This is a genomic window from Coleofasciculus sp. C1-SOL-03, assembly GCF_040220555.1.
Taxonomy (GTDB): Bacteria; Cyanobacteriota; Cyanobacteriia; order Cyanobacteriales; family Coleofasciculaceae; genus Coleofasciculus.
This window is the reverse complement of the sequence record NZ_JAVJUO010000061.1, coordinates 19,987-41,985: the sequence shown is the minus strand read 5'-3', so window position 1 is coordinate 41,985 and position 21,999 is coordinate 19,987. Positions and strand designations below refer to the sequence as shown.

The following is a 21,999-nucleotide window of genomic DNA, read 5'->3' as shown; positions in this document are numbered from 1 at the left end:
CCGATAAATGAACAACGAAACCTGTCCGGGTTTACATAAGACAACCCAATTTGGTAAAGGGCGACCCGATAAAATTGAGAGGACAGGTGTTGTTGATTGATGCAGCGGGTCGCCCCTACAGTAGGTTATATTATTTCGGGTAAAATAGTCTTAATAAAAATGATTGAAACCTTTATTTTTATAGCCTTGTGATTCTAGGCAAGCATCAGAACCTGATATGAATTTATTTGTCATCAATCATTTGTAGGGGCGGGTTTAGGGATTAAATTTAAGGCGTGACCAATCAATGAACAACAAAACCCGCCCTCCCCACCGATAAATGAACAACGAAAGAACAACGAAACCCGCCCGCCCCACCAATAAATGAACAACGAAATCCGCCCTGATTCAGGAGAAGACAACCCAACCCAATTTGGTAAAGGGCGACCCGATAAAATTGAGAGGATGAATGTTGTTCATTTATGCAGCGGGTCGCCCCTACAGGTTTTGATATGATGTCTGGTAAAATCCGCCCTAATTTATACATTAAAAAAGATAATCCGGGACGCTAAATCAGGACACGATAATATCGTGCCCCTACCGAATTAATGATCTCTAAACGGTGGTAGGGGCATGGCATTGCCATGCCCGATTATCACGCTCTGGCGACAAACTTTAACGGAAATAGGTTAATCTATTTGCACCTGTTCTATTAACCCGTCTTAGGTTTAAACACAGGGCGACCCGATAAAGTTGAGAGGATGGGTGTTGTTCATTGATGCAGCGGGTCGCCCCTACAGGTTTTGATATGATGTCTGGTAAAATTCGCCCTAATTTATACATTAAAAAAGATAATCCGGGGCGCTAAATCAGGACACGATAATATCGTGTCCCTACCGAATCAATGATTTCTAAACGGTGGTAGGGGCATGGCAATGCCATGCCCTATTATCACGCTATAAAATTCGCTAGTCATTCTTTTTAATAGGCGTTTCTACCTGCATCGGCGGAATCTCATCGGCTGTTAAGGTGACGATTTTTCCATCCCGCCAAATGCTAATCGATTGACCTAGCCTGCGGTGTCTTTCAATGGCTTGAGCAACGGCGGCTTTGACTCCAGCATCAATTTTCTCTGATAATGACCTAGGTTCACTCATATTAACCTCCTAGAATTTGATTAAGAATGTCTTGATCATAGATAACGGGTTCCTGGTTAATGCCGCATTCAGCAATTAACTGAGGGACTTCACTAGAATTATTATAGATACTCCAGGCATCACACAAAGGCAAAAACAACTCAACCAAGTTTTTTCGTCCTCTTTCATAGCGTCGGCGAATTACATCTTCCGGAATAGAATGTCCTCCACTCTCCACCCGCCGCCGCACTCTTGCGATGGCTAATTCTGGGGATTTTAACCAGAAATAAATGAGATTAATGGTATAGTCTTTAGTTTTACAGTTTCTTAGGAATGAAGCATAGGTACGTGAAGCGAGAGTTGTTTCAAAGGCGAAGTTAGCTCCCGAATCTGATAAAATACGTAAACGCTCTACCATTAAGCGTCCAGCTTGGATGGCAACTGATTCGGGATTGAGAGGGGAGAGTCCAGTAGCAATGGCATCGGCATTAACATATTCAAAAACGTCTAAAAAGTTGGGTAATACGGTTAAAGCTGTCGTGGTTTTTCCTGAGCCGTTGGCACCACCAATTATATAAAGTTCAGGCATTAGATTGAGTTTGTAGTAATGGTTTTATCCTGTAGCTAAATCAGGACACGATATTATCATGCCCCTACCGAATTAATGATCTCTAATCGGTGGTAGGGGCATGGCATTGCCATGCCCGATTATCACCATCTTGCGCCCAGTATCACACCTTTGATTGATGGTGCGTTACCCCACCCTTCGGCTCACCCTACGGCTACGGCTAAGAGCTGGGGCGCTAAATCAGGGCACGATATTATCGTGCCCCTACCGAACCAATGATTTATAAACGGTGGTAGGGGCATGGCATTGCCATGCCCGATTATCACCATCTTGCGCCCAGAGTGATGGTGCGTTACGCTCCGCTAACGCACCCTACGAAAATTGTTGTGCATAAGCTCTAGCCGCTCAGAGTTAGATCCGACTGAACAACCCTTAAACTATGGAGGTACAACCCTTGAGACGATACCCCCGCCCACGTAGCCCCTGATACACGAGTGATGAGCAATAATTTGAGCGCCGTAAGAATCCCTACTAACACAGCTTCCCGATATTGGAGTGCGATCGCGATTGATGCAGCCGGAAGACGCCAAGTCCGGGAAATTACCACAGCCAAGGGATTTTTCCTGGAATCATTCCCTGATTTTACCCCAGAGACTCAAGTCTCGGATACCCAGGTTCAGCGTCAACTCTGGTACTGGATGCAGGAAGCTGATCAGAGTAGTATGGCTCAACTTTGTCTCAAATGCTTTATGTCACAGCAAATTGACGCTGTTTGTCGAGGGTTAGCCAGTCGGTTTGGTGCGGAACATGGTTTTACCAGTACCGATTTATTACCCTTTGTCTTAGATGAAGACATCGGTAAACCTCGCCGCCATTCTCCCACCTACCACTCCTTCCTTGATGAAATCTTACAGAGTTTTGACCCCGAACAAAGCAGCCTCGCTACTTGGACTACCCGTCGGGTGAAACACCATAAACCCCTAAATCAGTTTCTACTCGAACACGGGATTTATTTAGTCAGTGATTGGGCAATCTTAAATGATACCAAACCCAAACAACTGCACCGGATTTTCACCGAGTTTCACAACTTAACCCCATCGGAAATCCAACGCGCCCAACACCTTCTCGATGCTTATCACGCCGTTTACCGCAGCCAACGCCTAAAACAACGTCTCGCTGGAGTTAAAGGAAAATGTCACCCCCCCACCCCCGAACAATTACAACAAATGGCGCAACGCCTCTCCTCTCCCCTACGCCCAGAACCCCTCCTCCGCCAACTGCAACTCATCGCCTCTCGACTGCGTGAGTACCGAATTTATGTACGCGGTGGGACGTTAAACAGCGAATCTTTGGATGCAACGCCAAATGAACCCCTAGATGTCCCCGATTCTGAACCCACACCCGATGCACAAAGCGAATTTTTAACCGCCTATCGCCAACAGTTTATTCAGGGTTTAGATCAAGCCATCGCCCAAATTACAGGCGATCGCACTCGGAAGTTACAGCGCCGAGATGCCCAAAAAGCCCAACAGTTTCTCACCGCGTTGCATCTGTTTCACTGTCAAGGACAATCGATGTCCGATATTGCCCGCAACTTTAACTATAAAGGACAATTTCAAGTCAGCCGTTTACTGAAACTGAAGGTCCTTCGCGCTGATATTCAACGAGAATTACTGGTTTATTTAAGCGATCGCATCCTGGAGAAAGCCCAACGCTATACCAATCGCCAACGCCTGCAAACCGTTCATCACCAGATTCAAGAGGCGATCGCAGAACAAGTAACCCAGGTGATCGAAGACGCGGCGACAGAAGCGAGTACGGCTACCCATGAACGCCATCAAAAAACCCGCAGCCTCTTTGCTAAAAGACTCTGCCATTATCTAGATAACAGGAGTAATATATCATGACTTTCTACTCAACCACTCAACCCGGGCTTGATGGTGACGCTTTCGCCATTGAAACCATCCACCTGTCTGACGATGCGATTGAACAAGCCGTTCACCTCGCCCAACCGATTGCCAATGAGGAACGCCAATGGCAAACCTATCTCAATGCTTTAGCCTTATTTGGGTTTGAGTCATGGTTAACCGAACGGAGTTCTGATTTAACTGTAAATCGCGATCGCACGTCCCTGTTCGACTCGGCGACAGCAAATCTGATTGAAGCCGTTTGTCATCTTCAAGTCAATGGGTTTAACCTCTGTCTGATTGCCCAAGGTAGCCTATCGGATGATCAAGTATCCTTACCCCGAACCGTTGTCGATATTCCCGAATTCATCCCCCATTTCTACGTCATAGTAGATGTACAAGAGGAAGAAGAAACCGCCGTGGTTAAAGGGTTTGTCTCCTATCCCCAACTCATCGAACACCGGGATACTCTAGGCTTAACCCCTGAGGAGGATTGGACGTATTCATTCCCCCTCGATTGCTTTGACACCGAACCTAGTCACCTCCTGTTAGAATTACGCTGTTTAACCCCCAGCGCCATTCCCCTCCCCCCGATTCCCAGTGATCGCCGCCTGCAACTTGCCCAGACGCGATCGCAACTGGAAACCAAACTCCCCCAACTCCAGTCTCCGGCGTCTCAACTCTGGCAAGTCTTAACCTGGGAACAAGCCACCCTCGTACTCACCCGTTCAGAGTTACGCACCTGGCTGTATCAACTGCAAACCGATCCCCAAAGCCAACCCACCCTCCGCAACTACCTGTCTGATGTACTCAGCCGTATCACCCGAAACGTAATTAATGTGGGGCGCTGGTTGCAGGATGAATTAGACGAACTCGCCCAAGAACTCTCCTGGCAACTTCTGCCTAGTTTAACCCCCGCTACCGCCATGCGCCGATCAGCCACTGAAGAATTGGATGCGATCGTGCAACAACTGGAGTACAATAACGTCGAGATTCCGCCTCAAGCCAAGGGCGCGTATCGTAATCTCCAGGTGGCAGACATCCCCCTGCGCTTGTATGCGATAACGTGGCCCCTCTTATCTGCAACCGTCCCCGAATGGGCATTACTGATAATTTTAGGTACAGAGTCACCAACGGGTTTTCCAGAGGGTCTAACATTACAGATTAGTGACCAAACAGAGATTTTAGTCCAACAAGAGTTAGAGGCGAATAGTTCCTATTTCTTCACCAGTGTAGTAGGAACATGGCAAGAGACGTTTGGCGTCACGATCCGTTTAGGATCGGATATTGAACACATCCTGCCTCCCTTTGGCTTCAATCTCTAGAATTAGGGGCTGCTGAATAAGTCTGGTGGTGGGGAGAGGCAATAGGCAATAGGCAATGGGCTTTCTTTGAAGAAAAAAGCTTACCTGACAAGGGATTGAGCGATTTAAATTTTTCTTTATTTGTCCTAACTAGAGTGCGTAGTGCTATATAAGCTAGTCCGCGCAGGCGGACTTTGTTTGTGTAGCTGCGACTTCTAGTCGCCACGGCTTCTAGTCGCCAGGGCAAAAAAGGGGTTTCTATTAAAATAGAATATAAAACTTTTGGTTCCTTGGGTTTTAACCCAAGGCGGTTGGTGAGACTGTAGCTGGAAATTTTGCTTCTGCTTCTGCCTTCTGCTTTTTTATGGTGTCATCTGCTCGATCCTGTAAACTATAATTTTAGCCTCATGACCTATTTATCCTTACCCCAACGACTTCACTCTCTCAGCTTGGCGACAGCGACACTGCTGTTAACATTACTATCGCCGATTTCCCTATCCCCTAATCTGTCCCTATCTCTATCAACCCAGGTACAAGCCCAAGTCCCTCAAAATCAACTGGGTGCAGCCCAACAGTTGCTAGAGGAAGGAATTAATCTGTATCAGCAAGGTCAAATGCAGGAGGCGTTAAATCGACTAGAGGAAGCATCCAACCTGTTTGAGCAAGTCGAAGCCCCCGTAGAAGAAACCATAGCTCTGACCCAAATTGGTCTAATTTATGAGCATCGTCAACAGTATGATGATGCACTAAACGCTTACGAACAAGCCTTAAGCCTAGCCAAAACCTTCGATGATCCGTACCAAGAAGCGATCATCCTCGATTATATGGGTTCAGTCTATTCAAGTCTAGAACAATATCCTCAAGCACTGGATCTGCACCAAACGTCCCTGACACTTTTCCGAGAAGTGGATAATCGCCGCAGTGAAGGCATTGTATTGGGTAATATTGGCAAACTTTATTTCGCTCAAGATCAAAATGAGCAAGCGATCGATTTCCTTCAAGAAGCGCTAAGCATTTATCAAGACTTGGACGAAAACATCTTAGAAGGAGAGGTTATTTATTACCTAGGATTATCCCATCAAAACTTAAAAGAATATGCCCCAGCTTTAGACTTTCACCAGCAAGCCTTAGACATTTTCAACGAGGAGAATATCCCTGAGTTACAAGCTCTAGCTTTATACAATATGGGGATAATCTACAGTCAACAAGGCAAAGAAGCAATGGCGCAAACGTCTTATCAAGATGCCTTGACGATTTTTGAAGCATTAGGAAATGAGCAAGGAATTGCAGCTATTCGTTACCAAATGGAAACACTTGACCAATAATTGAGGGGTTACACTCCTTTCCATTTTTGCGGAACTGTCCCCAACTATAAGTCCCGAATGACTAATTATCCATGAGAAAAGAACAGATTTCCAAAACAGAAGCCAAGCAACTCCTAGAACGTTTAGTATTTGACGATGAACGTCCTCAAGACTGGGTACAGGATGTTTGGGGATTGAGTCCAACCTTAGGAGAAAGTGGTGCCAAATTGCTAGAAGTATTTGAAGCGTTGATTGAATGTTGTCCTGACGAGAAATTGGAGAATTTAATCCAAATTTATTATCAAGACAAGTTTTAACGGGAATAGGGAACAGGGAACAGGGAACAGGGAACAGGGAGTTAATCTAAAAGTTGGGAGAAGTTCCCTCCCCTTGACAAGGGGAGGGTTAGGGAGGGGTCAAATATTTTCCAGGGAAACAGCCTATTTAGGGCTTGCTGCACAAGTGTGGAAGGTACACCAGGTAAGGACTTCAAGCTATTTTTGCCCCAACAAGTGCAAGGTTTTTACACCTTTACACGCCAATATCCTGGGATTTTCGCCTCCCAAGGCGGCGAACTTTACCTCAACAGAGGCTTGAAACTGTTGCCTGTTGCCTGTTGCCTGTTGCCTGTTGCCTCTCCCCACCACAACACTTATTCAGCAGACCCTATTGAGTTAACGTTTACTCCTGGAAAGCAATCTTGACACATCAGCATGCATCAGCGCAATATTTGGATCACGTTGAATTGCTTGATAATAACGTTGTTCTCGATTAGTTCCCGTTTCATCCGGAGAAACTAGGGAACGGGCTTCATCTAAAAGTTCATTTGCCTGATGCAACGTTATCGGTTCTTTGGCACTCAACGCTTCATCAATCTGGACAATAAATTGAGAGAAAGGGCGTAGCCAACTAAACCATTCATCTTGGACAACTAATTGGAAAAACTCTCCTTTTGAACGAATACGCCCATGAAACCGTTCATACCTATCGCGTTCCGAGTGGAGAAGGGCTTTATGCAGTTGCAGCAGCGCCCCACGTACATCGCGCAGGCGTTGAAAGGGTAGGTTTCCGGGAGAATAGGTAAATGACATGAACCAGAATTGCGATCGCGACTTTCTTTATCTTAGATTGAGTTTAACATTGGTGTAGCGTGTCGTTGGCGATCGCGCTTTAACGTGAGTCAATAAAAAATAAGTTACTATGGACAATCATACGTCTAATGTTATCACCCTATTTCTGTGTGGTGATGTTATGACGGGGAGAGGGATTGATCAGGTGTTACCTCACCCTAGTAACCCCGTTCTCCACGAATCCTACATCAAAGATGCCAGAGACTATGTAACCCTGGCTGAGAACACGAATGGTATTATTGAAAAACCCGTTAACTTCGCTTACATCTGGGGCGATGCACTTGAGGAATTCGAGCGAGTATCCCCCGATTTGAGACTGATTAATTTGGAAACCAGTATCACCAAGAGTGACGAGTATTGGCAGGATAAACTCATCCATTATAGAATGCATCCCGATAATAGTCCTTGCTTAACCGCCGCCCATATCGATTATTGTTCTCTGGCAAATAACCATGTCCTTGATTGGGGATATGCAGGGTTACAAGAAACCTTAGACACCTTAACTAAACTGAACATAAAAAGTGCGGGCGCAGGACACAATCTGAAAGAAGCCGCAGCACCCGCCGTGATGGAAATTGAGGGAAAAGGTAGAGTTATCGTGTTTTCCTGGGGTTTCAAAACCAGTGGTATTCCCCGGAGTTGGGCAGCTACCGATGATCAGCCGGGTGTTAATCGATTAACAGATGTTTCTGATCAAACCATCCTTGAGATTAAAGAAAACATTCGATACGTAAAACGACCCAGAGATATCATCGTAGCATCGATTCACTGGGGCGGAAATTGGGGTTATCAGGTTCCTGGTGAACAACGAGAGTTTGCCCATAAACTGATTGATCAAGCTGGTGTGGATATCATTCACGGACATTCGTCCCATCATGTCAAAGGAATAGAAGTTTATCGGCAAAAACTAATTCTTTATGGATGCGGTGACTTGCTCACTGATTATGAAGGAATCAGCGGTTATGAACAGTATCGAGATGATTTAAACTTAATGTATTTCGTGAGTGTGAATCCAGCAACGGGAAAGTTGATTAATTTGCAAATGACACCAACCCAGATCAAAAATATGCGATTAAACCGAGCCTCAACAACGGATACACTATGGCTCAGAGATGTCTTGAATCGGGAAGGGGAAAAGTTTCGCGATCGCGTAAAATTGAACCCCGATAATACCTTAAAATTACAGTGGGAATAATTGTAGCTTGCTTCTCGCGAAAGCGAGTAAGTAGTTGGACAAAAGAAAACGGTACTGTATTAAGTGCAAGTAAATCGCCCTCAAACCCTTACTGTTCCCTGTTCCCTGTTCCCTGTTCCCTAATCTAAACCGTTAACTTTAATTGTGTCCACCCACTTATGACAAATGACGAACTCCACCGATTCCAGCTTTGCCGATATCCAAACCCATTGGGCAAAAGACTCAATTCATCAGCTTTTTAGCCGCCAAATTATCAGTGGTTATCCGGATGGTAGCTTTCGCCCCAATAACTCCGTTACCCGGGCTGAATTTGCGGCGATTTTAAATAAAGCTTTTCCCCAGGCTACCCCAGTGCGCGATGCCATCAACTTTCGCGATGTACCCGCCAATCACTGGGCAAATTCCGCGATTCAAACGGTTACCCGTGCTGGATTTTTCTCCGGTTATCCGAATGGAACCTTTCGCCCCAATCAACCCATTCCCCGTGTACAAGCGCTGGTTGCATTAGTCAGTGGGTTACAGTATGACCGTGACCCGAATCCTAACCCAATTCTCCAACAATATTACGATGATACGGCGGCTATTCCCAATTATGCACGAGGCGCGATCGCAACCGCAACCCGTCAGTTTTTAGTGGTTAATTATCCAGATGTCAGACACCTACACCCGAATCGCAATGCGACACGCGGCGAAGTGGCTGCACTGATTAGTCGGGCGTTAAAACTCCCTGGCGTTCCCCGACAGTATATTCCGGGTTGGGATATCATCGCGATTGAACCGTTATTCGATCAGGCGGATTCCTTTACCCAAGAACGGGCGAGGGTTAAACTGGGCAATAAATGGGGATATATTGATCAAGCTGGAACGTTTGTTGTTGATCCGCAACTGGATGAAGCTGAACCATTTTCCGAAGGAATTGCATTAGTAAGATTGCAGCAAAATGGCGTTGACTTAAGCTGGGTTCGTAGTAGGCACTTTAGTGCCAGAAGCGCTAAAGCGCTGACGACAAACGCTCAGAAGGCAGAAGGCAGAGGGCAGAGGGCAGAAGGGAAGGAAAAAGGTGGCAAGGTGGAAGGAAATAATAACGATTTAAAGGAACATGATATAACACAACAGCAAAATCGATTCCTCTCACCCGAAATCCGAGGCGTTTGGCTAACGACTACCGATAGCCAAGTCTTTTCTTCCCCAAAAAACATGGCTGAGGCGATGGATTTCCTTGCCAACACTGGATTTAATCTGGTTTTTCCGGTGGTTTGGAATAATGGGGCGACGCTTTATCCCAGTCGCCTAATGCGAGATACCATGGGACTGGAAATTGATCCCCGCTTTACTGGGCGAGATCCCCTCGCCGAACTGATTCAAGCGGCGAAGAACGTAGGATTAGCGGTAATTCCCTGGTTTGAATATGGCTTTGCTTGTTCCTATAATCAAAAGGGTGGACGCCTACTTGCCCAAAAACCCGATTGGGCGGCGCGGGATCGTCAAGGCAATTTACTCACCAAAAATAACTTTGAATGGCTAAATGCGTTTGACCCCCAGGTGCAGAATTTTATCATCGGACTTATCCTAGAAGTTATCCAAAATTACGATATTGCTGGAATTCAGGGGGATGACCGTTTACCCGCCCTGCCATCTGAAGGGGGGTATGATAGCCAAACAGTACAACGCTATATTCAACAGTTCAACCAGGAACCACCTAGAAACCCAAAAGACGCCCAATGGCTACAATGGCGGGCAGATTTGCTAACGGATTTCCTGACTCGTCTATACCGACAGGTAGTGACGATTAATCCAGAACTGATAATTTCTATCGCACCGAGTCCCTATCCTTGGGGATTCCAGGAATATTTACAGGATAACCAAGCCTGGGCGGATCAGGGATTAATAGATATGATGCATCCCCAATTCTATCGCCGAGATTTTGCCAGTTATAAACAGCTTGTTGATCGGTTGGTGAATGACCAATTAAGCCCGGTACAATTGTCTACAGTGATACCCGGAATCCTGATTAAAAGTGGGTCGTATCGCATCAGTTCCCAGGATTTAGTCCAGGCAATTGAGTACAATCGCGATCGCGGTTTAGCCGGGGAGGTGTTATTTTTTTACGAGGGCTTGCGCCAGGATAATGATACCTTAGCCAAAGCCTTGCGATCGCACGTCTATGCCCAATCGGTTCCCTTCAACACTGCACAAGTGAAGGCACAAGGGTTTACCCATCGCCGGGTTGGGGCTGAATATCGTTATATTGACCGCTTTGGGAATCTCGTTACTCAGCCTGAATTTGATTGGCTGGATTCGTTTCAGGAGGAACGGGCGCGAGTGCGAATGGGATACAAGTATGGCTATATTGACAAAACGGGACACCTGATCACTCGTTTAGAATTTGATCAGGCAGATCAGTTTGCCGAAGGATTAGCGCGAGTGAAAGTTGGTAGTCGGTATGGGTATATCGATTTATCCGGTCAATCCGTAATTTCCCCTCAGTTTGATCAGACGACTCGGTTCAGTGAAGGGTTAGCGGCGGTGAAGGTTGAAGATCAATGGGGTTATATCGATAAAATTGGTCAATGGGTAATTCCGACTCAGTTTGATCAGGCGGAATTGTTCTCCGAAGGATTAGCGGCGGTACAACTCGCGGGTAAATACGGATATTGTGACTCAAGCGGTCAACTGGTGATTCCCGCGAACTTTGACGCGGCGGGGTCATTTGCCCAAGGACTTGCCCCGGTGCAATTAGGCGATCGCTGGGGCTATATTAACTCTACTGGAGAATTGGTTATTGAGCCACAATTTGACGCAGCGCAACCCTTTTCCCAGGAATTAGCCGCCGTCAAAATTGGATCGTTTTGGGGGTATATCAATAAAAAGGGCGAACAGGTCATTTCACCAGAATTTGATCAAGTCAGGTCTTTTAGTGACGGATTAGCCCCCATTCAGATGGGTAAACGATGGGGTTATATTCGCAATCTCTTTGACAAATCGTAGGGGCGCACCGACGTGCGCCCGTGTCAACTTAAGGCTGGAACCCTTACTTAATAAGAGATCCCCCTCTTCCCTATTAGATCCCCCTCCCGTCCCCCTTCAAAAGGGGGAAGCCAGAGGATGCTTCGCTTTTATTGCATGGGGGATTTAGGGGGATCTAAACTTTGAGCGCTAGTTATACAAAGCCTTAAGTTGACCCATAAGACCGACGGGCGCCCTATCACCGACTTAATCGGCTGGTGTTAAAACTTTCTGTGACAAAATATCATTTAAGGGATTTACAAACGAAAACTCTTGGTGAAAAGGGTTTCTCTTACTAGCTTTAACAGGCATATCTTGGCGACAACGAGAGCAAAACCAATAAATATGCTTATCACGAACGTGAGCTAGTAACTGAGACGAACAACAAGGACAATTATTCATGTTATTTCTCCACCCGACGTTGATCAGCTTACTTATTAAATGTAAAAATTTTGGGGAAGAATCGGAAAAAAATTAAATTTAATGCTTACCCGTCACAAGGCAGATGTCACTTTAAACTTAATTGTATATAATAGCAAATTTAGATAACAAAAAATTAATCAGTTTTGATGTTATTTGATGTTACATGACGTAATTTGCCTTTTCTTTGAGTATCATGCGCCAGCTTACTTGCTCAATTGACCTGGATTGATTCAAGCTACTTGGTTCAGGGTTGATCATGGATTGTTCAAACCCCATGAACCATGCACCATGAACCATGAACGTAAAAACCCACGTCTTTGAAGCGTGGGAACTGAATAATTTACACTTCTTAAACTCGATCACTCCGATCACTCCGTTGTGATTAAAATCCGTTGCGATAACAACGGATCTAGCGTCTTGGTAACAGGCGACGCTGGAGACGGATTAGTTTTCGCGGCATTAGTAGCCGGAACAACAGATATCTCCTGACTATCGTGATTCCCAAACCAATGATTTGGAGTATGGCGAATACGAGGCAGAAGTTGAGCAGAATAACAAGGATAGTTGTTCATAATCAATGAATGCACCCAACACCTAACACCTTACATCACTTCTACTCGACCGTCATCTTGCAGATAAACAGCGCGAACCCCTGGAGAACGACCACTGGGCAATACTTCAATGCGTAAGACTCTGGCTTCAGGTTTGCGGATATTCACGTTTAAGGGTAATCCTTGGGTATCCCAAAGCACCGCCGAGAAATTCGGGTTCGTATTCCCACCTCGGACAAAAGAGAGAACCTGTCCGGGACTCACAGGTAAAGGGTCTGTAACATCGACCTGTTGAAGTTTGATCACACTAGAGGTTAAATTCGCTACCTCAACGGTAATTCGTTGACCTGGTACAAATTTTACGGATTCTTGTCTGCAACTGCTTGCAGCCACGCAGGTTTGCGCTTGTGCCGGATGAAAATCAGCCGTTGATGGTATTGCCAGCGTCGTGGCGACTACAAGTACTAAGGGTAATTGCTGGGAAAGTTGATTCATCATTTGTCTTATGTCCTATGTCATTGGTTAAGCTGTTTGGCATTGAAACCTTAATGTCAATAAGGACGAAATCCTTGTTGTAGTGTGAGCATCTTGCTCGCTACCCATGTACAATTTAAATGCGTGACAGCTTAAGAAACGTAATTTCATAATTTAGACGTAGGGTGGGCAAAATTTATAACATTTAAAACCCTGATAGTATCATTGTTTATTTTTGCCCACCACAGACTAACTTGTTATTGATTATCAGTGCGGCAAAATCTCAGGAAAACGCCAACTATTCCGAATCGATTCAAAATCAGCATCAGTTTTCGCTTGTTCGCGGAAATTGGGATTGATAGCAATTGCCTGTTTTAGACTATCAATCGCCAGATCAACGTGACCTTGTAAAGCTCGACAACAGGCTCTATTATACCAAGTATCAGCTAAGTTCGGTTCAAGTTGCAGGGCGAGGTCGTAGGCAGTAATCGCCTCTGTATATTGTTGCGAGTGATAAAAGGCGTTACCTAGAGAATTCCAAGCCCGATCAAAGTCAGGTTTAAGTTGAATGACTTTCTGGTAGGATGCAATTGCCTCTTGAAATCGGTGTAACTCTGTCAAGCATAGCCCTCGATTATACCACGCTTGATAGACATTAGGATTAAGCTGAATGGCTTTATCATAAGCCGCGATCGCGTGATCATATTGCTGCTCTTCTATAAATTTATTTCCTTGGTTAAACCCGTGTAAATCGCTAGCATTTTGGGTTGGGTTTCCTTTTTGTTTCATCAACCAGAGAAAGCCAATAAATCCGACAATTAATGCCAACTTCGTCGCGGGTTGCCTAAACAATCCACTCCCTAACCGAATCGCTTCCGGCGGAATCTTAAGACTTAAAGCAATTCGATAAATGAACAGAAAAAGTTCTCGACTTGCGGCGGGTACAAACCATAACACGCCAAAAATAAACCAAAAGCTATATCGACCCAATTTATTGAATTGTTGCTGAAGTGATTGCGGTAACCAAGGGCGGAGAATTCCATACCCATCCAGAGGGGGAATCGGCAGTAAATTGATAACAACGGCAAAAATTTGTAGGAAAATGAGAAAGGCTAAACTTTGTCCCAGCCAATCCTCAGGTGATACCGTCACCCAACCCAACCAAAACGGAATCGCCAACGCCACCGTCACCACTGCATTAGCAAACGGACCAGCCGCCGAGACTGCACTCTCCCATCTGCGATCGCGTAATTTACTATGGTCAATATAAACCGCCCCACCGGGAAGGGCAATTCCCCCCATCACCAAGAAAATCATCGGCATTAGCAGACTCAAACCTGGGTCAGTATAATTGAGGGGATTAAGCGTCAAATAGCCTTTATCCTTAACCGAAGTATCGCCACCAAAGTAGGCGACAACCGCATGACCGAACTCGTGCAGGCACAAGGATACCATCCAGCCGCCAAAAACAAACAAACCCGCTAACCACATGACCGCTTACTCCCAAGGGAAAAAAGATATATATTTAGCTTAATCCGCCAGAAGCCCCATGTCATATTAACCTTTACCAAACTCCACTTCTAAGATATGCTGAATCCCCTCCAGTAATGGAAATACTTTACTAGGTAAAGACGAATACTACGTGACACGAATTGCCTCTTGTTCTATAGTAGGACGAATCTGGGGTTTGAGCGATCGCCGAGTCACAAGATCTACTGATGTACCGAAGTGGTCTTCCAGGTAAAATTTGAGATCCATATAACGATCAAAGGTTACGGGTTCAGAGAATTCGACTAAAATATCCACATCACTGTCTGGTCTAGCCTCATCTCGCGCTACTGAACCAAAAATTGCCAAATACTTGACTCCAAAACGTTTTAAGGCGTCTTGGTTTGTGGTTAAAATTGCCAGTACCTTATCCTTTTGCATTATCTATCGGTTAAGCTCTATCTCCGATTCTGCCACGGATAGGACTATAGCTGATCAAATCGAGTTCACGTAATCGGTGCTTCCGTGAATCTGGTACAACTATACAGTTCGTGCTGATTTAACCTGTATTTCACCTAATTGCTATCACTCAGGATTGCACAGTAGTTCAGAAAAACTAAGTATTTTTATGTACTCTTCTCCACTTTGATTTCAGCATTCAATGTTTCGCCATTACCAATCCACTTAAACCACTCTCCACATTTTTTGCAGTACAATCCTACACCGTGAAGATTATTAGTTTCTTTTACTTCTCCCCATTGGCTTGAGCATTTTTTGCAAGGAGGTTCCAAACATATCGATATATGAAGTTGCATTGGGACACTTAATAATTTGACAACGGTAAGTAGTCGGACAAAAGAAAACAACACGCTCATTAATTTTTGTAAATCGACCTCAATTTCTTACTATTCCCTATTCCCCATTCCCTGTTCCCTAATCTCAACCGTTAACTTTAATTGTGTCCACCTACTTACTCATTGTTGAAATTGGGTTAACAACCAAGCACAAACTTGAGATTGATTCATCTGACGTGTACGCTGCAACGCTTCTTGTAATACCGAAATCGTTAAACCCGGGAGAACCAGAGACTCGCGAATCCGCCGACTCCCACCATTCTCGATGGAAAAAGCCATAATTGTGGCAGTCTTTACGTTGACAATCCAGTATTCATTAACATTTAAATCCTCATACAGTAGACGTTTTTCGCCCTGATCATCTGCGAGTGAGGTATTGGCAACTTCAATAACTAAATTAGGGGGCGGATAATTATCAAGTTGGATAATAGAGGTTCCCCATGGAATTACATCAGCGTTGTCACCAATATAGTAAGATACATCAGGTTGAGCATCATCAAAACCTGTTTTCCGATAGGTACAGTTATCAAGTCCATGCAGAGGAATACCTTTTATGGCAGCAAAAAGATTAACACCGAAGATAATCACCGTATGATCGCTAGCATGGTCGTATCCCAGAGGAGTCATTTCAATTCTGAGTTTTCCATTGTGGTAGTAGCATTTGGCTTTTGGGTCAGCCAGATTATCAATCGTCTGTATATATTCATCCCAGGTGGCGACGACCCAGGTATCAGTTGGAACTGGTGTTTTTAGTCGAGTCATAAATATCGGTTAACACTCTATATCTGATTCTGCCATAAACGCGATCGCTTTCTTGTTTCATTCATTCACACTCACCCAAAGTTGCTCACGTTAATTCCCTAGCGACAAAACCTGGTAAGGTTTATTATTGATTTCCCACTGCTGAATTAATTGATAAAGTTGAGTGTTGCGGAAATAAGACTCCTCGTAAGCGAGTCGTAATTCTCTCTCCAGTATATCGGGTCTAATCTCGTTGGTTTTCCATGAACCCCACACTTTACTCAATCCTATTGATAAGATACAAATAATATCGTGACCACAACAGAGTTGCCAAGGATCGCGGGCAGTTTTTTCTAATGTTTCTATACTTTTTTGAATATCTTGCTCTCTCAGTGCTAACTTTTGAGAGTGATCTTTAACAGCCTTAATCAGTTTGCCTGTATCAATCACTAATGTGGCTTTGTCAATAAATTTACTAAAACTTAATTCCTCAAACTTCAGAAATAAATTATCTTTTAATGAAACCCATCTTAAATATCCAATCCTTTTTCCACTTTCCAGCAACGTTAAACGGATATCTTGACCAAACTTATTTATCTTGTCCTCTGAACCACGCTCGGAAAGTATTTTGTCTGAAGCCGATGATTTAAACAACATCATTTCTAGATCATGCTCATCGGTTAAGAGCAAGTTTGAGCTAGAAGGTAAAGTTCCCTCTAGTCTGCAAAAGTCTGCATCGACAATAGCGAGAACACCCGCAAAATTATCTTGTTCAAGAATCTTTATTGCAGCAACAGCATTCTCCTTACCACTAGCGATAGAAAATTCACAGTTTGTCCTATCTATAAAACGCTCATACACAAGCTTATCATTACGCCCCTCCACGATTAGAAAAGAACCTTCGTGACTACTACGCCGCATCCGAATTTGATTGGCAATCCGATCCGGGGTAATAAATTCTCTCATTCGGCTGGTCCTTTTAACTCAACCGTTAAATCCCAGCGATCGTGGATGATGTCGGGCGAATGAGTTGCAATTAAAACATCAATATTAGACAGTTTAGTTATTTCTTGTAAATCTTTAAGGAATTGCACTTGCCACTCGACGTGTAATGATAGTTCTGGTTCATCAATGAGAATTAAAGAATTCGGTTTAACTTTGAATAATAACTCATAAAGAAGGATAACTTCGTGCTGTTCTCCAGAAGACAAATTTGTCGGATGCAAGAATTTACCATCGTCAGTTGCAAAACTAAACCCCCTGTCCTTAGTAATATGTATATGTTTGTAATAGAATTTGTTATTGATAATTCTTTGGAGTAAATCTATTTTTCTCGCTATCTCATCAAACAAGCTGAGTTTTTTCTCGGCATCTTCAATATAAACTGACAAAATTTTCTTAGTGCTTTCGTCTATATCTCCTTGAATTTTAATATCTGTATTTTCATCTTTAACTAATAGTCCATAATCAATTAACTTAGAACGTTTTTTTTCAAGGTGATTGAGTTTATCTTTGAATAGTTTATCCGTTAATTCAGGTATTCCTTTTTGTTGAATCACTCTTGCCGGAAATGTTGTATCAAGTGACTGAGATAAGGTTCCGTATGCCGTCAGTTTGGCTTGAATATTCTTGGCTAATTCTTGGGCATAATTTGAAACAGCACGTAACCTTGACTGACGATTATATTGTTGTGTTTGGTTATTATATTTTGAGTTTAACAACCGATTATCCTCTATAAAATGAACATTAATCTGGGAATATATTGAGCTTATTTTATCTAAAAATAACTCATGCCCTTCTGGAGAATCTTCAATTTTTCTCCCATCTACTTTAAGCGTTTTATCATTATCAAAATTTAGTGTTAACTGACCAAAAGGAATACTAGGAGTTTCATAACATACTGAACTACATATTTCATAGATTAACTTGAGCAATTTAGTTTTTCCAACACCATTTTTGCCATGAATTATGGTAATGTGTTCTTCCAAGTTAAGAGGAATAACATGATTGAACACACCGAACAAATCAGTGATTGAAATTTCCTTGATTCTCATACCTGTTTCCCCGAACCCCTAAAGCAAACGCAATTGATTCTTTTGACTACCTTTTCCCACCTGACTCGCTTCCTGCTTATCGTCTCCAGCCTCCTCTATCTCTAACCAGCCATCCCCTTGCCCATCCAACAAATATTGCGCTGCTTCTAACATATCTGCGGCAATATCTTTTAAATTATCCTGACTCTCTAAATACGTCTTCAGCGCATCCATGGGATTCATACTGCTACCCACCCCCAATTCTGGCAAACGTGGACGGGCTAACTGACTGGCTAATTCGGGGCGAATCGTATAACTGTGGGCTTCACTCAGGGCTTGGTGAATTGTACTATTATCAATTAAATCTAACTGATCAGAACGGACTTTATAAATCAACCGAACTACAGCGTCGTTAATCGCTTTTTTCTTAATCGCTTTAAGTAATGCCGCTTCTGGATCAGCTTCCTCAACCAAATTCACGTTAATCGTGCAAAATGGGCGCACAGGTAAGGGACAAAACTGCCACTCAGCCTTTCCTTTCTCTAACTCAATTAACACATAACCTTTGTCTTCCTTTTCCTCACTAAAATCAACCCGTTCAATACTACCTGGATAAATGACGGGTGGGTTATTCGAGGGGTTCAGATTTTGATGGCGGTGGACATGACCTAATGCTACATAATCAAAACACGATCGCGCCATTAGCGACAGGGGAATGGTAAAGCCTTTTCCTACGGCTAAAAAACGCTCTGCGCCAAAACTAGCCCGATCTGCCATTAAATGGGCTAAGAGTATGGTTGGTGCTTGGGAATCTAGCCGCCGAATTTCTCCTTCTAAAATCGGTTGAAGGCGTTGAATTAATAACTCATTCACCTCGCCTAAGGCTAACCCTTCAGTTTCTGGGCGCGTCAGTAAACTAGAACGGGTTAACCAGGGTAACGTAATCACTTGGACTAAACCATTCCGGGTTTGAATCGGGTGAGTTGCTAGGGTATCACCAACAATAAATCCTGGCACACCTAAGGTACGATAAATACATAAACTCGCGCCCCCATTGCCTTGGGAATATTGGTCATGATTCCCCACTAGCAATACTGTGGGAATTTCTGCATCGACTAAGCGGCGAAATTGAGTAGCAAAGGCTTCTTGCACATAAGGGGGAGGTGTAGCGTCAGGAAATGCATCACCACCAAATAAGACTAAATCCACGGATTCAGCAATAGCGCGATCAATACATTGAGATAAGGTATTGACAAAATCTTCCAGTCGTGTATTTAACCCCGTTTCTGGGTTAGTTCGCCCGTGGGAGAAGCCACTTCCCAGATGGATATCTGACAGGTGAAGAATTTTAATCATTAGTGGAAACCATTTTGACGTTCTAGGGGGGCAAGTTTATCTACTTTCGTCTCCCGATCAGAGAGAACATTAATACAAAACCCGTCCTGTCTCAATGTAGGGACGGATTGATATATTTTCGTTTCCCTATTGATGATAACGTTAATTCCAAACCCTGATCGACTGTAGGGGCGGGTTTCACGATTAACATTTTTTTGTCACCCCGATGTCACTAAACCCGCCCCATCCAATGGCAAGTTTCACAACTAACATTTTTGTGTCACCCCGATGTCACTCAATCCGCCCCGACCAAGGACAAATGACCAAGGACTAATGACCAAGGACTAATCCGCAAACTGGTTGAGGATACTCGCCACGACAGACAACACAATTGAACCAATCAAGGCGTCAAGAGGTCCACTAATGGTAAACATGGCACCCGTTAGGTAAGCGACTAAGGACAAGGAGATGGCATTAATCACTAACAGAAATAGCCCCAATGTCACAATCGTCAGGGGTAAAGTCAGCATGATCAGAATGGGTCTGACAATAGCATTGACAATCCCTAAGATAATCGCCGCGATCGCAGCCGTGGCGAAACTCCCGATCGCAATACCCGGTACGAGATAGGCAGTAATGATTAATGCCAGTGCCGTAAACAGCCAGGTTAAGAGAAAATGTTTCATGGGTTTGGTCTAATAACACACACCCGAATTCTAACTGGCGAGACGTTCTGGTGTTTGCGGCTGTAGTAAGGACACCAATTCATTAATCCCCCGTTGTAGGTGTCGCGTTACCGTCATCGGACTAACACCAATGTGTTTAGCGGCTTCTTTACGGGGGAGATCTCGGAAAAAGACGAACTCAATCGCCGCTTGAGTTTTCGTTTCCAGTTGTGCGATCGCGCCTTGTAACTGCTGTCGGTCTTCTTCCCAGTGCTGCAAGGTTTGGTCATAACTATCCGGTAGCATATCACCCAACGTGACCGGATGATCGACATTATGACCCACCGTCAAATCTAAACTCAGAGGCAAGCGATTTTTCGAGGCTAATTTACTCTCCTGCCATTCTTGCATAGAAATATTCAGCGCTTGGGCAATTTCCGACTCTTTGGGTAAACGTCCCAACGTGGCGGTTAACCGTTTACTGACGCGCTGTCCCTCTTGCTGAAGTTCTTGCCAACGGCGAGGAATCTTGACAATATTTCCTTTATCTCTAAGAAAATGTAGCATCTCGCCGCGAATAAATGGCACAGCAAAGGAACTAAAAGCATACCCTTGATCTGGCTTGAACCGTTCAATCGCCCGAATCAAACCCAGATAGCCAAGTTGTACCAAATCGTCATAAGGTTCGCTACATTGCTGGCTGACTCGATAAGCAATTTTCTTCACCAATCCACTATTTAACCGGACAAGCTGGTTACGTAACTCAATTGACGGATTTTGGGAGTACGCCATCAATAATTCCATTCCGCGAACATTAATTGATTGAGTTGTCATGATGAATAAACCAACACCTGTGTTAAGGTGTCCTCTAACAGGGCTTGATATTTAATCAGTAATCTTGACCCTATTGTCGAAAGAGACAAACAATTCAACCATCGTTGTTTTACGGAAATTTAAAGGGTGGGTGTTGAGCGTCTCCGCAAAAATACGTAAACGGCTTGCGCTGAGGGTGTGTACTCCCGCGAACACGTTGACCCTTCGACTTCGCTCAGGGTCAACACCGAGCGAAGCCGAGGTGTTGATTGTTATTCCGAGATAACATCTGATGGAAGGTGACAACCACGGTGTATTCATCTCTATCACAAGAAACCTTAAAACTACGCTGGGGATACAGTGACTTGAGATGATTTGCCCACATTTGTTTGATCAGTTGTCCCAAATAAAATAAGTTATCGATTCCAACACATTCTGAACCAGGAAGCAAATCATCAATGTGCTGATGGTTCATTACCTGTTCAATGGCAGCAAGATCATCGGCGAGCTTTGCTTGCCACTGTTTATATGTTTCTAGATGGAAAGTTTCCAATAAAAATATACCGCCCTCATGTTCAACAACGTCAGGTAAAAAAAGTTTAGTGAAGGCTAAAGCCACTTCAATATTAGCGACTCCACCAAGATAATCCCAGAGTGAAAAATCATCGCCATTGGCTTGTTTCCACTGCTGGAAATTGCTCATATTATCTGTATTTAAGGATAGGCGTTGGGTTTCCATAATTTCTAAGGTATCTCGTCGGCTCTAGCCGGTCGAACTGTTTTTTCAGCTTGCACAAAAATATCTCCGGCGGGATTTTGGTTCTGTTTGTATTCAACCACATGGGGCGTTGGTATTCCTGCATGAGCTTTACCTGTCAAGTCTACTCGCTTAATCGCCCGTCCATTGTCATCGTAGACAATATAGCTAGTTATGTTACCGTCATCTAAACGATAACGCACCTCTCTAGCACTGGCTCCATCCAGAGGAAATCTCCCCCTGACTTGAGTTCCAGTGGTGATAAGAGTGCTTGCTGGTATACCAACTGTCCAGTCAACGGGTTTAAACACGGATACAGCATTGCATCAAATTTGT

21 protein-coding genes are annotated in these 21,999 nt (G+C 44.1%); 6 read left to right on the top strand and 15 right to left on the bottom strand.

What is annotated here, in order from left to right; translation table 11 throughout:
* Positions 1-947: 947 nt before the first annotated feature.
* Both RIE73_RS09550 and RIE73_RS09545 read right to left on the bottom strand, forming a co-directional pair.
* Positions 948-1,136: a hypothetical protein gene (locus RIE73_RS09550; RefSeq protein ID WP_446400968.1), complete on the bottom strand. Its 189-nt coding sequence runs from the start codon at positions 1,134-1,136 to the stop codon at positions 948-950.
* Between the two features lies 1 nt (position 1,137).
* On the bottom strand, positions 1,138-1,704 hold the full coding sequence (locus RIE73_RS09545; RefSeq protein ID WP_446400967.1) for a zeta toxin family protein: 567 nt from the start codon (positions 1,702-1,704) through the stop codon (positions 1,138-1,140).
* Between the two features lie 476 nt (positions 1,705-2,180).
* Here RIE73_RS09545 and RIE73_RS09540 point away from each other — a divergent pair, with 476 nt between their 5' ends.
* The 4 genes from RIE73_RS09540 to RIE73_RS09525 all read left to right on the top strand — a co-directional run bounded on the left by RIE73_RS09540 (position 2,181) and on the right by RIE73_RS09525 (position 6,515).
* The gene (locus tag RIE73_RS09540; protein ID WP_446400966.1) at positions 2,181-3,590 is read left to right on the top strand and encodes a hypothetical protein; all 1,410 of its coding nucleotides are present in this window, start codon (positions 2,181-2,183) and stop codon (positions 3,588-3,590) included.
* Positions 3,587-4,915 carry a DUF1822 family protein gene (locus RIE73_RS09535; RefSeq protein WP_446400965.1) on the top strand — a complete coding sequence of 443 codons (1,329 nt, stop codon included), beginning with the start codon at positions 3,587-3,589 and terminating at the stop codon, positions 4,913-4,915. Before RIE73_RS09540 ends, RIE73_RS09535 begins: the two co-directional genes overlap by 4 nt.
* Positions 4,916-5,301: 386 nt before the next feature.
* Entirely contained in the window at positions 5,302-6,219 is a 918-nt protein-coding gene (locus tag RIE73_RS09530) for a tetratricopeptide repeat protein (protein WP_446400964.1), read from the top strand.
* A gap of 71 nt (positions 6,220-6,290) precedes the next feature.
* Positions 6,291-6,515, top strand: a complete 225-nt coding sequence (locus RIE73_RS09525; RefSeq protein WP_446400963.1) for a hypothetical protein — start codon at positions 6,291-6,293, stop codon at positions 6,513-6,515.
* A gap of 357 nt (positions 6,516-6,872) precedes the next feature.
* Here RIE73_RS09525 and RIE73_RS09520 read toward each other — a convergent pair whose 3' ends face one another.
* The gene (locus RIE73_RS09520) at positions 6,873-7,289 is read right to left on the bottom strand and encodes a hypothetical protein (protein ID WP_446400962.1); all 417 of its coding nucleotides are present in this window, start codon (positions 7,287-7,289) and stop codon (positions 6,873-6,875) included.
* 109 nt (positions 7,290-7,398) lie between these two features.
* Between RIE73_RS09520 and RIE73_RS09515 the strand changes: the two genes are divergently transcribed.
* Positions 7,399-8,523 (top strand): CapA family protein, encoded by a 1,125-nt coding sequence (locus tag RIE73_RS09515; RefSeq protein WP_446400961.1) that lies wholly within the window; start codon positions 7,399-7,401, stop codon positions 8,521-8,523.
* A gap of 165 nt (positions 8,524-8,688) precedes the next feature.
* Positions 8,689-11,511, top strand: a complete 2,823-nt coding sequence (locus RIE73_RS09510; protein ID WP_446400960.1) for a WG repeat-containing protein — start codon at positions 8,689-8,691, stop codon at positions 11,509-11,511.
* Positions 11,512-12,320: 809 nt separating this feature from the next.
* Here RIE73_RS09510 and RIE73_RS09505 read toward each other — a convergent pair.
* The 12 genes from RIE73_RS09505 to RIE73_RS09450 all read right to left on the bottom strand — a co-directional run bounded on the left by RIE73_RS09505 (position 12,321) and on the right by RIE73_RS09450 (position 21,974).
* Positions 12,321-12,524 (bottom strand): hypothetical protein, encoded by a 204-nt coding sequence (locus tag RIE73_RS09505; protein WP_446386819.1) that lies wholly within the window; start codon positions 12,522-12,524, stop codon positions 12,321-12,323.
* A 30-nt stretch (positions 12,525-12,554) separates the two neighbouring features.
* Positions 12,555-13,001, bottom strand: a complete 447-nt coding sequence (locus RIE73_RS09500) for a hypothetical protein (protein ID WP_446400959.1) — start codon at positions 12,999-13,001, stop codon at positions 12,555-12,557.
* Between the two features lie 243 nt (positions 13,002-13,244).
* Positions 13,245-14,468 (bottom strand): tetratricopeptide repeat protein, encoded by a 1,224-nt coding sequence (locus RIE73_RS09495; protein WP_446400958.1) that lies wholly within the window; start codon positions 14,466-14,468, stop codon positions 13,245-13,247.
* 147 nt (positions 14,469-14,615) lie between these two features.
* Positions 14,616-14,906, bottom strand: a complete 291-nt coding sequence (locus tag RIE73_RS09490) for a nucleotidyltransferase family protein (RefSeq protein ID WP_446392882.1) — start codon at positions 14,904-14,906, stop codon at positions 14,616-14,618.
* A 533-nt stretch (positions 14,907-15,439) separates the two neighbouring features.
* Complete coding sequence (locus RIE73_RS09485; RefSeq protein ID WP_446400957.1) at positions 15,440-16,081, bottom strand: Uma2 family endonuclease; 642 nt, start codon at positions 16,079-16,081, stop codon at positions 15,440-15,442.
* Positions 16,082-16,171: 90 nt separating this feature from the next.
* Positions 16,172-17,026 (bottom strand): DUF4435 domain-containing protein, encoded by an 855-nt coding sequence (locus RIE73_RS09480; RefSeq protein ID WP_446400956.1) that lies wholly within the window; start codon positions 17,024-17,026, stop codon positions 16,172-16,174.
* Entirely contained in the window at positions 17,023-18,114 is a 1,092-nt protein-coding gene (locus tag RIE73_RS09475) for an AAA family ATPase (protein ID WP_446400955.1), read from the bottom strand. Before RIE73_RS09475 ends, RIE73_RS09480 begins: the two co-directional genes overlap by 4 nt.
* Positions 18,115-18,132: 18 nt before the next feature.
* Positions 18,133-19,449 (bottom strand): exonuclease subunit SbcD, encoded by a 1,317-nt coding sequence (sbcD, locus tag RIE73_RS09470; RefSeq protein ID WP_446400954.1) that lies wholly within the window; start codon positions 19,447-19,449, stop codon positions 18,133-18,135.
* 323 nt (positions 19,450-19,772) lie between these two features.
* On the bottom strand, positions 19,773-20,114 hold the full coding sequence (locus RIE73_RS09465; RefSeq protein WP_446392887.1) for a phage holin family protein: 342 nt from the start codon (positions 20,112-20,114) through the stop codon (positions 19,773-19,775).
* A gap of 30 nt (positions 20,115-20,144) precedes the next feature.
* Positions 20,145-20,927, bottom strand: a complete 783-nt coding sequence (locus RIE73_RS09460) for an RNA polymerase sigma factor SigF (RefSeq protein WP_446379920.1) — start codon at positions 20,925-20,927, stop codon at positions 20,145-20,147.
* Between the two features lie 220 nt (positions 20,928-21,147).
* Positions 21,148-21,645: a hypothetical protein gene (locus RIE73_RS09455; protein WP_446400953.1), complete on the bottom strand. Its 498-nt coding sequence runs from the start codon at positions 21,643-21,645 to the stop codon at positions 21,148-21,150.
* A gap of 5 nt (positions 21,646-21,650) precedes the next feature.
* Positions 21,651-21,974 carry a polymorphic toxin type 24 domain-containing protein gene (locus tag RIE73_RS09450; RefSeq protein ID WP_446400952.1) on the bottom strand — a complete coding sequence of 108 codons (324 nt, stop codon included), beginning with the start codon at positions 21,972-21,974 and terminating at the stop codon, positions 21,651-21,653.
* Positions 21,975-21,999: the final 25 nt, after the last annotated feature.

Coding starts and splice junctions, on each gene's coding strand:
- RIE73_RS09515 (WP_446400961.1), top strand. CDS start 7,399: ATGGACAATCATACGTCTAATGTTATCACCCTATTTCTGTGTGGTGAT.
- RIE73_RS09455 (WP_446400953.1), bottom strand. CDS start 21,645: ATGGAAACCCAACGCCTATCCTTAAATACAGATAATATGAGCAATTTC.
- RIE73_RS09485 (WP_446400957.1), bottom strand. CDS start 16,081: ATGACTCGACTAAAAACACCAGTTCCAACTGATACCTGGGTCGTCGCC.
- RIE73_RS09505 (WP_446386819.1), bottom strand. CDS start 12,524: ATGAACAACTATCCTTGTTATTCTGCTCAACTTCTGCCTCGTATTCGC.
- RIE73_RS09510 (WP_446400960.1), top strand. CDS start 8,689: ATGACGAACTCCACCGATTCCAGCTTTGCCGATATCCAAACCCATTGG.
- RIE73_RS09545 (WP_446400967.1), bottom strand. CDS start 1,704: ATGCCTGAACTTTATATAATTGGTGGTGCCAACGGCTCAGGAAAAACC.
- RIE73_RS09535 (WP_446400965.1), top strand. CDS start 3,587: ATGACTTTCTACTCAACCACTCAACCCGGGCTTGATGGTGACGCTTTC.
- RIE73_RS09500 (WP_446400959.1), bottom strand. CDS start 13,001: ATGATGAATCAACTTTCCCAGCAATTACCCTTAGTACTTGTAGTCGCC.
- RIE73_RS09525 (WP_446400963.1), top strand. CDS start 6,291: ATGAGAAAAGAACAGATTTCCAAAACAGAAGCCAAGCAACTCCTAGAA.
- sbcD (WP_446400954.1), bottom strand. CDS start 19,449: ATGATTAAAATTCTTCACCTGTCAGATATCCATCTGGGAAGTGGCTTC.
- RIE73_RS09460 (WP_446379920.1), bottom strand. CDS start 20,927: ATGACAACTCAATCAATTAATGTTCGCGGAATGGAATTATTGATGGCG.
- RIE73_RS09495 (WP_446400958.1), bottom strand. CDS start 14,468: ATGTGGTTAGCGGGTTTGTTTGTTTTTGGCGGCTGGATGGTATCCTTG.
- RIE73_RS09480 (WP_446400956.1), bottom strand. CDS start 17,026: ATGAGAGAATTTATTACCCCGGATCGGATTGCCAATCAAATTCGGATG.
- RIE73_RS09530 (WP_446400964.1), top strand. CDS start 5,302: ATGACCTATTTATCCTTACCCCAACGACTTCACTCTCTCAGCTTGGCG.
- RIE73_RS09465 (WP_446392887.1), bottom strand. CDS start 20,114: ATGAAACATTTTCTCTTAACCTGGCTGTTTACGGCACTGGCATTAATC.
- RIE73_RS09475 (WP_446400955.1), bottom strand. CDS start 18,114: ATGAGAATCAAGGAAATTTCAATCACTGATTTGTTCGGTGTGTTCAAT.
- RIE73_RS09520 (WP_446400962.1), bottom strand. CDS start 7,289: ATGTCATTTACCTATTCTCCCGGAAACCTACCCTTTCAACGCCTGCGC.
- RIE73_RS09490 (WP_446392882.1), bottom strand. CDS start 14,906: ATGCAAAAGGATAAGGTACTGGCAATTTTAACCACAAACCAAGACGCC.
- RIE73_RS09540 (WP_446400966.1), top strand. CDS start 2,181: ATGAGCAATAATTTGAGCGCCGTAAGAATCCCTACTAACACAGCTTCC.
- RIE73_RS09550 (WP_446400968.1), bottom strand. CDS start 1,136: ATGAGTGAACCTAGGTCATTATCAGAGAAAATTGATGCTGGAGTCAAA.